General features: G+C 65.1%; 8 protein-coding genes. 2 read left to right on the forward strand and 6 right to left on the reverse strand.

Annotated features, from left to right (window positions below; all coding sequences use genetic code 11):
• Position 1: 1 nt before the first annotated feature.
• The 6 genes from alaS to AB0P23_RS07750 form a co-directional block, all read right to left on the reverse strand.
• Positions 2 to 2671: an alanine--tRNA ligase gene (gene alaS, locus AB0P23_RS07725; RefSeq protein WP_219519395.1), complete on the reverse strand. Its 2670-nt coding sequence runs from the start codon at positions 2669 to 2671 to the stop codon at positions 2 to 4.
• Positions 2672 to 2714: 43 nt separating this feature from the next.
• Positions 2715 to 4106 (reverse strand): replication-associated recombination protein A, encoded by a 1392-nt coding sequence (locus tag AB0P23_RS07730; RefSeq protein ID WP_032372488.1) that lies wholly within the window; start codon positions 4104 to 4106, stop codon positions 2715 to 2717.
• 49 nt (positions 4107 to 4155) lie between these two features.
• The gene (locus tag AB0P23_RS07735) at positions 4156 to 5325 is read right to left on the reverse strand and encodes a kinase (protein WP_032372489.1); all 1170 of its coding nucleotides are present in this window, start codon (positions 5323 to 5325) and stop codon (positions 4156 to 4158) included.
• Between the two features lie 153 nt (positions 5326 to 5478).
• Positions 5479 to 6387 (reverse strand): transglutaminase family protein, encoded by a 909-nt coding sequence (locus tag AB0P23_RS07740; protein ID WP_032372490.1) that lies wholly within the window; start codon positions 6385 to 6387, stop codon positions 5479 to 5481.
• Positions 6384 to 9068 carry a circularly permuted type 2 ATP-grasp protein gene (locus AB0P23_RS07745; RefSeq protein WP_032400786.1) on the reverse strand — a complete coding sequence of 895 codons (2685 nt, stop codon included), beginning with the start codon at positions 9066 to 9068 and terminating at the stop codon, positions 6384 to 6386. The genes AB0P23_RS07740 and AB0P23_RS07745 overlap by 4 nt, the downstream gene beginning before the upstream one ends.
• Before the next feature lie 126 nt (positions 9069 to 9194).
• Positions 9195 to 12584, reverse strand: coding sequence for a transglutaminase family protein (locus tag AB0P23_RS07750; RefSeq protein WP_032400787.1), 3390 nt, complete (start codon positions 12582 to 12584; stop codon positions 9195 to 9197).
• Between the two features lie 230 nt (positions 12585 to 12814).
• Between AB0P23_RS07750 and AB0P23_RS07755 the strand changes: the two genes are divergently transcribed.
• A complete protein-coding gene (locus AB0P23_RS07755; RefSeq protein WP_032400788.1) occupies positions 12815 to 13849 on the forward strand; it encodes a hypothetical protein in 1035 nt (344 codons plus the stop codon).
• Between the two features lie 298 nt (positions 13850 to 14147).
• Entirely contained in the window at positions 14148 to 15326 is a 1179-nt protein-coding gene (locus AB0P23_RS07760) for an IS30 family transposase (protein ID WP_363797177.1), read from the forward strand.
• The last annotated feature ends 178 nt before the right edge of the window (positions 15327 to 15504 follow it).

Raw genomic sequence — 15504 nt, forward strand, 5'->3', positions numbered from 1 at the left:
GTCAGTGGGTGGTGAGTTCGGTCAATCGCGCCCGAGCGGCGTCGATCCCTGCGGCGATGCCCGCGACATCCGAGCCCGATCCCTGGGCGAGTTCGGGCTTGCCACCACCTCGGCCACCGATGCTCGGGCCGAACGACGCGACCAGCTCGCCGGCCGCGATTCCGGTCTCCTGGGCGGCCTTGTTCACCGAGACCACGAACGGGACCTTGCCACCGACCGTGCCGAACAGCACGACCACGGCCGGATCCGTCCCGAGTCGGCCGCGGATGTCGGTGGCCAGCGTGCGCAGGTCGTTCCCGCCGACGCCGTCGGGTGCCTGCGCGACGACTGCTCGCACGTCACCGAACCGTTCGGTCTTACCGACGTACTCTCCCGCCGAGGCCAGTACGGCCGCGGCCTTGACCGACTCCAGTTCCTTCTCGGCGACCCGAAGACGCTCCACCAGGTTCTCGATGCGCGCCGGCACCTCCTCGGACGGGACCTTCAACGACGACGCGACGCCGGCCAACAGCGCGCGTTCCTTCGCCAGGTAGCGGTACGAGTCGAGGCCGACGAAGGCTTCGACGCGGCGTACTCCCGAGCCGACCGAGGATTCGCCGAGGATGGTGACCGGACCGATCTGCGACGAGTGTTGGACGTGAGTGCCACCGCAGAGTTCCATCGAGAACGGCCCGCCGATCTCGACCACGCGGACCTCGTCGCCGTAGTTCTCGCCGAACAGCGCCATGGCCCCCATCTTCTTGGCGCTGTCGAGGTCGGTGACGAGGGTGTTGACCTCGTAGTCCGAGCCGACCGCATCGTTGGCGACATTCTCGATGTCGTCGCGCTGCGCCTCGGACAACGCGCCCTGCCAGGAGAAGTCGAAGCGCAGGTACCCCGGCTTGTTCAGCGAGCCTGCCTGCGTCGCATTGGGTCCGAGCACCTGGCGCAGTGCGGCGTGCACCATGTGCGTGCCCGAGTGTCCTTGGGTGGCGCCCTTGCGCCAGGCGTGGTCGACGTCGACATGCACGGTGTCGCCCTCGGTGATCTGGCCGGCATCGACCACGGACTTGTGGGTCCACACCTTCTTGGCGATCTTCTGCACATCGTTGACCTTGACGGTCAGGCCGGGTGCGGTGATGGTGCCGATGTCGGCGATCTGACCACCGGATTCCGCGTACAGCGGGCTGCGGTCGAGGATGATCTCCACGCTCTCGCCGGCGACCGCGGTCGGAACCCGAACGCCGTTGGAGATCAACGCGAGAACCGTTGCCTCGGAACCGAGTTCGTCGAACCCGGTGAACTCGGTCGGCGAACCGTCGACGAAATCCTTGTAGACGGTGAGGTCGGCGTGTGCATGCTTGCGCGCGCGGGCGTCCTCCTTGGCGCGAGTGCGTTGCTCGGCCATCAACGAGCGGAATCCGTCCTCGTCCACGGACAGTCCGGCCTCGGCGGCCATTTCGAGCGTCAGGTCGATCGGGAACCCGTAGGTGTCGTGCAGCGCGAAGGCTTCGGCGCCGCCGATCTTTTTCGCGCCCGACGCCTTGACGGCCTCCGCGGCACCCTCGAACAGCCGCGACCCCGACGTCAGGGTCTTGAGGAAGGCGGTCTCCTCCCCCACTGCGACGGTGAGGATGCGATCGAAGTCCGTGACCAGGTTGGGGTACGACTCGGCCATGGTGTCGCGGACGACGGTGATGAACTGCGCCATCGTCTCGTCGGGTGCGCCGAGGAGACGCGCGGATCGGACGATGCGACGCAGCAGGCGCCGAAGCACGTAGCCGCGGCCGTCGTTGCCGGGATTGACTCCATCGGAGATCAGCAATGCAGCGGTGCGCGCGTGGTCGGCGATGACGCGGAAGCGGACGTCGTCGTCGTGGTTACTGCCGTAGGTCCGACCCGACAGCTCCTCTGCCTTGGCGATGACCGGCCGCACGAGATCGGTCTCGTACACGTTGTCGACGCCTTGGAGCAGGAATGCCACGCGCTCGACGCCCATGCCGGTGTCGATGTTCTTCTTCGGCAGTGGGCCGAGGATCTCGAAATCGTCCTTGCTGATGCCTTGGCCGCGTTCGTTCTGCATGAAGACGAGGTTCCAGATTTCGATGTACCGGTCCTCGTCGGCTTCGGGGCCGCCTTCGGCACCGAACTCGGGGCCTCGGTCGTAGTAGATCTCCGAGCAGGGTCCACAGGGTCCGGGGATTCCCATGGACCAGTAGTTGTCGGCCATTCCACGACGTTGGATGCGTTCGTCGGGCAGACCGGCGATCTCCTTCCACAGCTCGATCGCCTCGTCGTCGTCGAGGTAGGCCGTGGCCCAGATCCGCTCGGGATCGAACCCGTAGCCGCCGTCTTCGACGCTGTCGGTCAGCAGGGTCCAGGCATGCTTGATCGCGTCGCGCTTGAAGTAATCGCCGAACGAGAAGTTTCCGGCCATCTGGAAGAACGTGTTGTGCCGAGTGGTGATACCGACGTTCTCGATGTCGAGGGTGCGCACGCACTTCTGGACGCTCGTCGCCGTCTTGTACGGCGGCGTCTGCTGCCCGAGGAAGAACGGCACGAAGGGAACCATGCCCGCGTTGACGAACAGCAGGTTGGGATCGTCGAGGATCAACGACGCACTGGGTACTTCGGTGTGTCCCGCCTTCACGAAATGGTCGAGGAAACGCCTGCGGATCTCATGGGTCTGCACTGATACAGGTTAGCGTCGTCAGACCCTGTGCCGATTCGAGGGCCTATCGGCCTCGGATGATGCGCCGCAGTTTCCCCACCCTGGTCGCGATTTCGCGCTCGGCACCGTGTTCGGTGGGCTCGTAGTAGTTCACGCCCACCAGTTCGTCGGGCGGATACTGTTGCCCCAGCACGCCACCCGGACTGCTGTGCGGGTATTTGTATCCGACCGCGTTGCCCAACCCCTGGGCACCCTTGTAGTGGCCGTCGCGCAGATGCGGAGGCACCGATCCGGACTTGCCTGCGGCGACGTCCGCCATGGCCGCTCCGAGGGCGCCGATCACGGCACCGGACTTGGGCGCTGTCGCCAGGTGAATGGTTGCCTGCGCCAGCGCCAGTCGCGCCTCCGGCATCCCGATCATCTGCACGGCACTCGCCGCGGCGGTGGCCGTCTGCAGTGCGGTGGGATCGGCCATCCCGATGTCCTCGCTCGCATGGACGACGAGCCGCCGCGCGATGAAACGGGCGTCCTCCCCCGCGGTGATCATGCGCGCGAGGTAATGGAGTGCGGCATCGACGTCGGATCCCCTGATCGACTTGATGAACGCGCTGATGACGTCGTAGTGCTGGTCGCCGTCACGGTCGTAGCGCACCGCGGCCTTGTCGACACTGGCCTCGACCGTCGCGAGGTCCAGCGTTCCGTCGGTTGCTGCACCCGCTGCCGCCTCGAGGGCCGTCAACGCTCGGCGGGCGTCACCGGCGGCAAGCCGCACCAGGTGATCCATTGCGTCCTCGGCGATGGTCACCGCACCGTCCAGGCCTCGGGGATCGTTGGCCGCACGGGTCAGCAACAGTTCGATGTCCTCGGAGCCGAGCGGCTGCAATTGCAGCACCAGCGATCTCGACAGCAGTGGTGACACCACAGAAAAGGACGGATTCTCCGTCGTGGCGGCCACGAGCAACACGATTCGGTTCTCGACGGCGGCGAGCAGTGCGTCCTGCTGGGTCTTGGAGAAACGGTGGACCTCGTCGATGAACAACACGGTCTGCTCACCGGACAACAGCCGGCGGCGCGCGAGTTCGATGACGTTGCGCACTTCCTTGACCCCGGCCGACAGGGCGGACAACGCCTCGAACTTGCGACCGGTCGCCCCCGAGATCAACGACGCCAGCGTGGTTTTCCCTGTTCCGGGCGGGCCGTACAGCATCACCGAGGACGCTCCGGATCCCTCGACGAGACGACGCAACGGTGCGCCGGGTGCCAGCAGATGAGACTGTCCGACGACCTCGTCGAGCGTCGTCGGTCGCATGCGTACCGCGAGCGGTGCGTCGGGTCGCGTGTACGTGGAAGTAGGACGGGGCTCGTCGATCATCGGATCCGGTGCCGCGGGCGGATCGAACAATCCGTCGCCGTCCGACTCGTCGTCCGAGATGTCACTTCCGAAACCGCCGCTCACCGGTCGAACGCTACCGATTCGACGGTACGAAAGGCGAACGCGTTCGCGCTCAGCGGTCCCGCTTCGCCCGCAGAGCGGACACGACCGACTCGGCGTAGTCGGCGATATCGGGCTCTCCCGAACGCACTGCGCTGTCCTGGAGCACCGACCAACGCGAAATCAGCGCCTGCGACCGCGGTACCGACAGCTGATGTGCGCGCGCCGCGGCAATTCGAGTGTGATCGTCGGGTAGGAACCAGTACGTGGTCAGCCACACCCAGATCAACCTCGCGTCGAGCAGCTTGGTCGCCAGCACGTGGTCGTCCGCCAGTGCAGGCCAGATGCCGACGACCTCCGAACGCCACGCGTCGATCATGGCCTGCTCGCGATCGTGCGAGAGCTCGAAACTGCACAGACACCCCGGGAACGACGCCAACGCGTACGTGATGTCGAGAGTGGCGTCTCGAAAACCGCCCCACTCGTAGTCGAGGAATCGAACGCCTTCGTCGTTGACGATGATGTTGTCGGGACACAGATCCGACGGGCTGAAGGCACGGAACGCCCCGTGAGCGAACAGCCGTCCGCTGCGCGAGACCCGTTCGAGAAGGACGTCCGGTGGTGCCCCTACTCCGAGCAATCCGGTCAACATGCCGGGTACCGCGGCGAGAGCGTCGGGTATCTGCGCGGAAATTCCGTCAGCCGAGTCGGGCTGGCCGACCCGCCGAAGCAATGCTGCGAAATCGTCCTCACGGCCCACGGTTGCCGCATGCATGCGCCCGAGCGCCTGAGCCATGGCCATCAACGAGTTGGTGACCATCGATGCATCGGAACTGCGCAGCAGCGTGGGGATCGCACTGGCGTCACCGAGGTCGCTCAGAATCAACAGCCGAGCATCGAGATCGTAGGCGTGCAGCTCCGGCCCCGGCCTGCTGTCGGTGGCCAGCGCATTCGCGAACTGGTACGAGGCGGCCTCGCGCAGAAATGCACTCGACCCGGCGACATCGGTGAGCTCGGAATGCAGCTCCGATTCTCCGGGAAGATCGCGCACCTGCTTGACGACAAGGGTTCGCGGAAGCTGAAAAGGATTCTCGGACACCTTCACTCGCAACACGATGGCTTGGCCACTACCCCCGAGGTCGACGGGATCGATCAGCGTCACCGGTGCCCCGGTGCGCTTGGTCAGTAGTCGCTGGGCTGCTGCCACTACCTCGGATACAGGGTCTGCAAGTGTTGCGGTCATCGTTGTCCAAGCTACCTGTTCGCTACGTCGTACTGTGCCGTGTCGCCGGCTACGAAAGAGACACGATTGTCCGTTTTGCGGCTTTCGAGATCCTGTTCGTAGACCCGACCAGCTGGCCGGTTACCCCGAAGCCACCAAAGTATGCAGCGCGAATTACATCGGTGCAACGTCTACCGACACCGCGATCGTGCTCTTCTCGGCCTCGGTGTAGATGACCCCGCGCAGCGGCGGAACGTCGGCATAGTCGCGGCCCCAGGCGACCGTCGCGTACCGCTCGTCGACCAGCTGATCATTGGTCGGATCGAAGGCCAGCCAGCGGTCGTCGGGCATCCACACCGCGGCCCACGCATGGGTCGCATCGACACCGATCATGCGTTCCTTGCCCGGTGGCGGTTCCGTGGCGAGATAGCCCGACACGTACCGTGCCGCCAACCCCTGCGACCGCAGACAGGCGATGGCCAACCGAGCGAAGTCCTGACAGACCCCCGAACGTGCGGCGAGGACGTCGACCACGGTGGTCGATACCGTCGTGGACCCGGACAGATACCGAAAGTCGATGAAGATCCGGTGCGTCAGATCGACGATGACGTCCGCGAGCGGACGCCCCGGCGTGAAACTGGGCGCGGCGTACGCTCTCACCTCGTCCGTGATCTCCGGCGTCGGCAGATCGAGGGCGAACTCCACCGCCGATGAACGTGCCGAGTCCGCTGCATCGGTCCTGGTGGGGTCGAACATGGCCATCCGGGCCGATTCCCACGGGGCAGTCGCAGGCCACGACGTGGTCTCGTCCACCGGCCGCGGGTACACCTCGACGAGCGAATCCGCCGTGACGACCAGCTTCTCGTGATCGTTGGTCACGTGGAAGTACACGTCTTCGTTGCCGTAGACATCGACGCCGAACGATTGATCGGTGGGTGGCGGCTCCACCGTGACCGACTTCTCGACGCAGTGCTGCCCATCCATGTCCCGCGGCGCGAGAAATCCTCGCCCGTAGGACGACGTGACGCGATCGGAGTAGGTGTACGTGGTGATGTGCTTGATTCGGTACCGACGACTCGTCATCGTGCCCCGCTTCCGATCCGCGCACCGACGCTGCCCCACAGCGGCTGGGTACCGCCCGGCAGCGACATGTGCGTCGCGAGAACAACTCGGGACAGTTCTTCGAGCGAATCGTGAATACCGTCCACGAGCTCGATAAGTTCCACCCGCCGCCCGGTGGCGTCGACCGACTCCAGATCACCCGGGTCGACGCGCCGCAACCGAACCCGCATCTGCTCGACGAGTTGTTCGGGCCGCGAGCTACCGGACGCATCCGGTAGCGCCCCGAGATCGTCACGAAGGCGGTCGAGTTGGTACACCAGTGCGCGAGGGTTGCCGGCGTCGAACAGCAGCAGCTGCGCAACTGCAGCCGGCCGTGCACGACCACTGTTGCGTCGGCGATAGATCACCGAGGACTCTGCCGCAGACAGCACCGAATCGATGACCGCCTGTTCGGTGGACGGCGTCAGGGCGTGACTCAGAGTCGCTGACAGCAACGCTGTCAGTTGCAATCCCCGCTCGATTCGCTTGCCCGCGTCCATCAGGTACCAACCGGCGTCCCGAACCATCGACTCCGACGCCAGTCCGGACAGCGCGAGCAGACCACGCAGCACGCTCGATTGCGATGCAGCCAACTGGGCACCGTTGTTGACGGCCGACTCGCCCAACTCCTCGAGCGCGGTGTCGATGCGAGCGAGCACTGCCCAAGTGTCGTTCGAGAGTTGATCGCGCACCGCACGAGCTGCCTGTTGCATCCGGTCGACCGACTGCGCCAGTGAACCGAGGCGCTCCACCGAGAGCATCAGCGAGCGCATTTCGGCCATCGCATCGGCGCGGATCGTCTCGTCCAGGAATCCCGGTCCCGTGCGCGATACCTTCGTGACCGCTTCCAGCAGAATCGGCAGGCTGTCGCTGCCGTCGAGCCACGGCATCGACCGATAGTCCTGATCCCGCTCCCGGGCGGCGATGAGCAGACGCGTCATGTCCTCCGCGCGTTCGCTGTACCGACCGAACCAGAAGAGATCGCCCAGCACACGCGGGGAACTGACCACCTCGACGTTGGACGCGGCGTACTGCGGCAACTCCTCCACCGTGGCAGGCGGAGTGTGCGGAGCAGAATCGGCCGGCGTGACCCTCTCCACCGACTTGACCCACACGTCCTTGGACGCGACGGTGATGAGCGGTTCGGTGACCGGCGCCGTGATCATGACCTGACCGAGACCGCCTCGCATCGGGGTGTAGCCGACCCGCTGCGCGACGGTGAACAAGCGCATTCCGACCTGGGCGGGAGCAACCGCCAACTGCTCCCCCGACCCGCTGCCCCAGGACGAACCCACCGGAGCCAATGAGAACTCCGGCACTTCCTGACCGGTCCATTTCCACGGAGCTGCCTCGACCTCGTCCCACAGCGCCCGGGCCGCGTGCTCGGTGAGATCGTGACCCACGACCGCGCGTCGGGACACGGTGGATCTCAATACCAGCGATCGGAAGCGAGTTCGCATGTGCGAGAGTGCGATCGGATCACCACCCCAATAGGTGGGGACCGAATCGAGAGTCAGATCCTCATCCAGCAGAGCCCGGCTCAGAGCCGGCAGCAACGGTGTCAGTGCGGGATTCTCGAGGACTCCGCTACCGAGAGTGTTGACCACGCTCACCGCACCGCGCCGCAGGACCTCGACCAGACCGACCACACCCAGATGCGAATCCGGACGCAGATCGAGCGGGTCGACGAACTCGGCGTCGACGCGTCGTAACACCACGTCCACCCGTCGCAGTGTGCCGAGCGAACGCATCCACAAACAGCCGTCCCGCACCACCAGATCGGCGTTCTCGACGAGCGGAAAGCCCAGAACCGTTGCCAGATAGGCCTGGTCGAATGCCGTCTCGGAATGCGAACCCGGCGTCAACACCACCACGACAGGATCCTCGGCGGACGCGGGTGCAGCGTCACGCAGAGCCAAGCGCATCGCCCGAGCGAAAGTCGACAACGGCCTCGGATTGCTCGCCTGGAACAACTCGGGCATCGCCCGCGACATCACTCGGCGATCGGCCAGCGCATACCCCACCCCGGACGGTGCCTGAGTGCGATCCGCAACGACCGAGAACCGGCCGTCGGACCCGCGCGCGATGTCGGCTGCGTGCATGAACAACTGATGCGGACCCGGAACGGTGATGGCGTGAGCAGGCCGAAGATAGCCGGGGTTGCCGAAGATGAGCTCGGGCGGAATCAAACCGCGCCGGACTGTCTCCTGCGCTCCGTAGATGTCGGTCAGGATGGCGTCGAGCAGTTGCGAACGCTGGACCAGCCCCGCTTCGAGCCGATCCCATTCGTCCGCTGCAACGACGTACGGGACGCTGTCCAGTCCCCACCGCACAGAACTGGGCCCGGGCTCGTTGCTGCCCGTCGGAATCGGGTTGTAGGTGATTCCGTGGTCGTCGACCAGCCGACTGACCCGAGACTGCAACGTCTGCATCGCACCCGGGCCGGCGTCGCGCATACCGTCGACCAGCTCCGCCCAGTGCGGACGCACCGTGTCGTCGGCACCGAGCATCTCGTCGAACAGATCTCTACGACCCGTCACGGCCTCACGTCGACCGTGGTATTCGAGCCACGGTGACACCAGGTCGGGTGACACGGGGTCGGGCGCACCGGCCGCCGTCTCGTTGCGGCCCGCCTCACTGTGAGCGGTATCCACGGGCACCATCGAGCCGTTGTTCCTTCCGTCGGTCGATCACACTCCGTCGCCGGATGAGGTGTGGTCGTTGCCGAATCCACCCGTTCCGCGTCGGACCGCAATCGCTACCGGTCGACTCGTTCTTTTCTGCCCGCCTCAGGACGTGTGAACCCCGGTCCGGCGCAGGTCCAGCATGCCGGGCGCAGTCACGTCGATCGCTTGGCGAGCGTGCATCTCGAGCAATCTTGCTATGTCCACCTTGCCGGACGTGAACCCGCCCTCCTCGAACCGGCCGTTGCGTCGCGCTTCCGCCTCCACCGAGTTGACCGGTGGACCGTCGTACGACCGTCCGCCGGGGTGCACCACGTGATACGAACACCCACCGACTGCGCGCCCGGTCTGCATCTCCACCAGATCGAATCGCAAGGGACTCTGCACCTCGATCGTGGGATGCAGCGCGCTCGGCGGCTGCCAGGCGCGATAGCGAACTCCGGCGACCTGGACGTCCTGTCGCTCGGTGCGCAACATCGGTACCGGCACCCCGTTGCAGGTCAACAGGTAGCGGCCCACATCGGCACCGGCAACGCGAACCTGGATGCGCTCGACCGAGGAGTCCACGTAGCGCGCCGTGCCCGACGACGTCGACTCTTCCCCGAGCGTGTTCCACGGCTCGATTGCACCGCGCAGTTCGATCTCGGCATCGCCGACGACGGTGGTACCGATGCGCGGGAAACGAAACTCGGTGAACGGGTCCAGCCAGCTGGTGTCGAATTCGATGCCGTGCTCGCGAAGATCCTCGGCGACCCGGCCGATGTCACCGATCACGAAGTGCGGCAACATGTACCGACCGTGCAGGTTGGCACCGTGCCGAATCAGTGGTGCTTCGAGCGGGGTATCCCAGAATCGCGAGACCATCGAGCGCACGAGCAAGGACTGCACCATCGCCATCTGATGATGCGGCGGCATCTCGAATCCGCGAAGTTCGAGCAGACCGAGCCTGCCGCGGGTGGAGTCGGGGCTGTACAGCTTGTCGATGCAGAACTCGGCACGGTGCGTGTTCCCGGTGATGTCGGTGAGCAGGTGCCGCAGCGCCCGATCGACGACCCACGGCGATGCCGAACGGTCGGCACCGGTCAGACGCTTGATCTCGCTGAACGCAACCTCGAGCTCGTAGAGCGACTCCTCACGACCTTCGTCGGCTCGGGGGGCCTGCGAGGTGGTACCGATGAATCGACCCGAGAACAGGTACGACAGCGACGGGTGACGTTGCCAGTGTGTCAACAGAGACACCAGCAGGTCCGGTCGGCGCAGCACCGGCGAATCGGACGGTGTGACGCCACCCAGGGTGATGTGGTTGCCACCGCCGGTGCCCCGGGTGGTGCCGTCGTTGTCGAAACCCTCGGTACTCAACCGTGATTTACGCGCCTCGAGATACAAGCGCTCCATCAGCTCGTTCTGCTCCGCCCACGACGACGTCGGCTGAACGTTCACCTCGATGACCCCGGGATCCGGAGTGACCGTGAGGGTTTGGATACGGGGATCCGAAGGCGGGCCGTAGCCCTCGAGGACGACCGGTGTCTCGATCGCGGATGCGGCGCGCTCCACCCGAGAGACCAGATCGACGAAGTCGTCCAATCGATCCATCGGCGGCATGAACACGTGCAGTACGCCGTCGCGTACCTCGGCGACCAGTGCGGTCACCGCAGTTCCACCCACTCCGGACGTCTCCCGCACCGCCTGCGCGTAGCGTGACTCGGCCGGGTCGACGGCCCGGGGTGGTTGCTGCGTCAGCTGCGGGGTCGGCAGATCGGGTTTCGGTGCGGTGGGATCGGCCGGGTTCTCGACCGGCCCCCCGTCCCACGAGATCGCTCGTAGCGGCAGACGGAGCCCGGCGGGAGAATCCCCCTCCAACAACACGATTCGCCCACGTCGCAGCTTCCAGTCGGCGCTTTGCCAGCCAGTGCCGTCCTCGGTCCGCGAGATCGGCAACACGAATGCCGCCGGTTCGTCGGTACTGGCGTCGAGCCGTTCGAGGAGAAGCCTTCTCGCAGCTGCGGAATCTGTCCCCGGTTCGAGATCGTCGGCGTCGGCCGGCGGATCCCCGTAGGGCTGACGCACCAGATCCAACAGCTTGACGAGCGGGTCCTCGTAGGCCGGACGCGCTTGCGAGGCGGGCAGACCCAATCCGTCGACCAGTCGGTCGATCAGCTTCTGCGATACTGAATTGTCGACTGGATCAGGACGCAGATCGTCCGCCGACCACGGATCGGCTATGAGGTCCGAGTCGTGCCACAGTGCCTGGCCGTCGGTGCGCCAGAACAAACCCACCTGCCATCGTGGGAGAGGCTCACCGGGATACCATTTGCCCTGGCTGCGCTGGACCATGCCGTCGGGCGCGTAGATGGTTCGAAGTCGTTCTGCGAGAACGCTGGCCAGCTTGCGCTTGTGCGGACCGTCTGCGGTGGTGTTCCACTCGGGCGCTTCCTGGTTCTCGATGGCGACGAACGTCGGCTCACCACCGACGGTCAATCGAATGTCCTGATCGAGCATGCGCCGGTCGATCTTCTCGGCCGTGGCCTCGATCGCGTCCCACTGCTCGGCCGTGTACGGCAACGTTGTACGCGGATCCTCGTGAACACGCACCACCGTGTTCGAGAAGTCCAGTTCGGCTGTGCATTTGCTCGTCGCGCCGGAAATCGCGGCCGCGGTCGACGGATGCGGCGTGGCCGACAGTGGAATGTGACCCTCGCCCGCGAACAAGCCCGAGGTGGGGTCCATTCCGACCCAACCGGCACCGGGGAGGTACACCTCGGTCCAGGCGTGCAGGTCGGTGAAGTCCTCGACCGGCCCGGACGGACCGTCCAGCGATTTCACGTCCGAGGACAATTGGACGAGGTAACCCGAGACGAAACGCGCGGCCAGGCCCATCTGACGAAGGACCGACACCAGCAACCACGCGGAGTCACGGCACGATCCCACGGCGGACGTCAACGTCAGGTCCGGGGTCTGCACTCCGGGCTCCATCCGCACTGAGTAGCCGACGTCCGCCATCACGGCCTGATTGGCCATGACGAGAAAGTCGATGGTGCGCAACGATTCTCCGCGCTCGACGACGGCGGCCTGCAGCTTCTCCACCCACGCGGACACGACCGGCCCGGGCCCGGAACCGGCCTTGTCCTCGTCCACCGGGCGAAGATAGGGCTCGAGATCGGGCAGATCGTGTTCCTCGTATGCGAAGCCGAAGTGCTCCGCCCATTCCTCGACGAAAAAATCCAACGGATTGATCGACGCCATGTCCGCAACGAGTCCGACCGTGATGGACAGATGGTCGGTTCGCTCGGGGAACACCACGCGGGCGAGAAAGTTGCCGAAGACGTCCTGCTGCCAGTTGACGAAATGCTCGGCCGGCTCGATCTTCAGCGAATACGCCTCGATGGGAGTGCGCGAATGCGGTGCCGGTCGCAGCCTGATCTCGTGCGGAAAGATCTTGACCGTGCGGTCGAATCGGTAACTGGTGCGATGTTCGAGTGCAACCTTGATGCCCACGGCGAGCCCCTCGTGATAGTCCCGGTATGGGTAGAAACAACAACCCTAGTGGGCCCCGGCCCGGTGCGCTCGGCAAGAATTCGAACCATCGACGATGCCCGACGGTATTCGGGCCCGCACGACCGTCCACGTGTCGAACGCCTTGACACAACTCAGCGGTCTACGGTTCGCTCAGCTTCGAAAATGCGGACGAATCGTCGACGTACCACGCCAGACATGAAGGGTGAATCGTGAGTGAAAACCCGCCCGACGGACCGCAATACGGTCGCGGACCCAACCCGGACAAGCCGGACCCGAACACGCCGCAGACACCGGGAAGCGGGTACCCACCGCCCGGCAACTACCCGCCTCAGGGCAGCTACCCTCCCCCGCCCGGCAACTACCCGCCCCAAGGCAACTACCCGCCTCAGGGCGGCTATCCTCCCCCTCCCGGAAACTACCCACCGCCGCCCGGAAACTACCCACCTCAGGGTGCGCCCGGTGGCTATCCACCCCCGCCCGGCAATTACCCACCGCCGCCCGGGAACTACGGGAACTACGGAAATCAGAACTACGGACAGACACCTCTCGGACCCAACCCCGGTCGACTCGACGTCGGTGCTGCACTGAGCTACGGCTTCGACAAGTTCAAGGCCAACACCGGACCGTGGCTCGGTATTACGGCCATCGTGTGGGCGGTCAGCGTCGCCGTGTTCATCGTCACGTTCGCGTCGACCCTGACGGCCGCGGTCGCTGCTGCCGACCGAGGTGAAAGTACTGCCGTCGCGGCGACGTCGGGCGCATTCCTGGTGGTGACCACGATCGCGACATTCGTGTCCTACTTCGTGAATGCGGCATACGTACGGGGAGCGTTGGACGAAACGGGTGGGCCACAGAAGCCGACGTTCGGCAGGTTCTTCCAACTCACGAACGTTCCGCAGATTGCGGTACTGGCTTTGATCTGGACGGTGGCCAGCGTCGTGCTGAGCTTCGTTCCGTTCCTTGGCACCGTCCTGCTGATCGTGATCGGTTTCCTCGCGAACTTCGCACTGACTTTTCTGATCGATCGAAACCAGTCGGCGATCGAGTCGATCAAGTCGTCTATCGACCTGACGGTCAAGAACTTCGGCCCGGTCCTGCTGCTGTTGCTGGCCCTCGCCGCCATCAACTTCATCGGCATTGTGCTGTGCGGCCTCGGTCTGCTCGTCACCCTTCCGGTCTCGGTGATCGCCACCAACTACGCCTACCGCGTACTCACCGGCGGGCCCCTGACTCCCGCGCGCTGATCTCGCACCACGACAGACGCGAATGTCCCCGTAACGCACTGGCGGGTTCTAACGATCCCCGCAACACCCTCGATTTGAGGGAGTTGCGGGGATCGTGGCATGTGCTGGGTTGAAGGTGCGGTTTTTCGAGGCGTTGGACCGTGAGGACGGGAATGTCAGCGCGGCCGCACGCTGTGTCGGGGTGAACCGGAACACTGCCTTCGGGTGGGTTCGTCAGGCGGGTGTGCAAGGGCGCGGAAAGAGCGGCCGGGCCGAGCATTCGGGTCGGGGACGATACGAGGAACTTCGCTCGTCGGGAATCTCGCGGCGCGAGGCTGCTCGGGAGGTCGGGGTCCACCTCCGGACCGCGCAGGACTGGGACGGGGGCATCCGCAAGATCGGTGGTGCGCGCCTGCACCCGGATGGTCGACGTATCGACTACAAAACCGGTATGACAACGTTCGTCACCGCTGCTCAGAGGCCGTCGCTGGCCCGCATCGAGTCCACACTGCACCCTCGGTATCTGACGGTGACCGACCGTGAACAGATCGCCGACCTGCGTCGAGCCGGGTGTTCGCTGCGTGAGATCGGACGCCGCCTCGGCCGGGCGGCCTCGACCGTCAAACGCGAGATCGACACCTACGGCATCGCCGACGAGTACCACCCGCACCGGGCACATCGGCTGTGGGCTATCTCGCGTGCCCGGCCGAAACCGGCGAAGCTGGCGGCACAGGGTTCGCTCCGGTCCTACGTCGCCGGCAAACTCGCCCTGCAGTGGTCGCCCGAGCAAATCTGCCACGCTCTAGTTGTCGACTTCCCCGATGACAAGGCGATGCGTGTGAGCACCGAAACGATCTACCAGGCCATCTACGTACAGTCGCGCGGCGGACTACGCCGAGAAGTTGCTGCCGCATTGCGCACCGGACGTACTCGCCGCGTACAGCACCGCTCACCCGAGCAGCGCACCTCACGATTCGTCGATGCGATGGTGATGATCTCCGAGCGGCCGGCGGAGGTCGCCGACCGCTCCGTGCCCGGGCACTGGGAGGGTGATCTGATCGTCGGTACTCGATCGGAGTCGGCGATCGTGACATTGGTCGAGCGTTCTACCCGGTACCTGCTTCTCGGTCACCTCCCCGGCGGGCACACTGCAGAGGAGGTCCGGGACGTTCTGGTTCCTCTGATCGGTTCTCTCCCAACGCATTTGCGCGGTTCACTGACGTGGGACCAAGGGTGCGAGATGGCAGCGCACAAGCAGTTCAGCGTCGCCACCGGGGTGCCGGTGTACTTCTGCGATCCACACTCACCATGGCAACTCGGATCGAACGAGAACACCAACGGCTTGCTACGCCAGTACTTCCCCAAAGGCACGGACCTGTCCGTGTACAGCGCCACCGACCTCGAGAACGTTGCCCACCGCCTCAACTCCCGTCCACGCAAAACGCTCGGCTGGAAAACTCCAGCCGAGCGTTTACGTGATCTACTGACAGGCATCTGACCATCAGGTGTTGCGAGGACCCCTAGAATCCGCCACTGCGTTACGGGGACATTCGTTCTTGCGGACCTCGAGTGGAGGCTAGGTGTAATGAGCAGGGACGTTGTGGACGGCGTGGCAGCGACAGATAGGTGAGGACCTCCGGTATCGGTGTGGTTACCACAACTGCACCGACAACCGA

Source organism: Rhodococcus sp. NPDC077669 (assembly GCF_040686915.1).
Taxonomy (GTDB): Bacteria; Actinomycetota; Actinomycetes; order Mycobacteriales; family Mycobacteriaceae; genus Rhodococcoides; species Rhodococcoides fascians.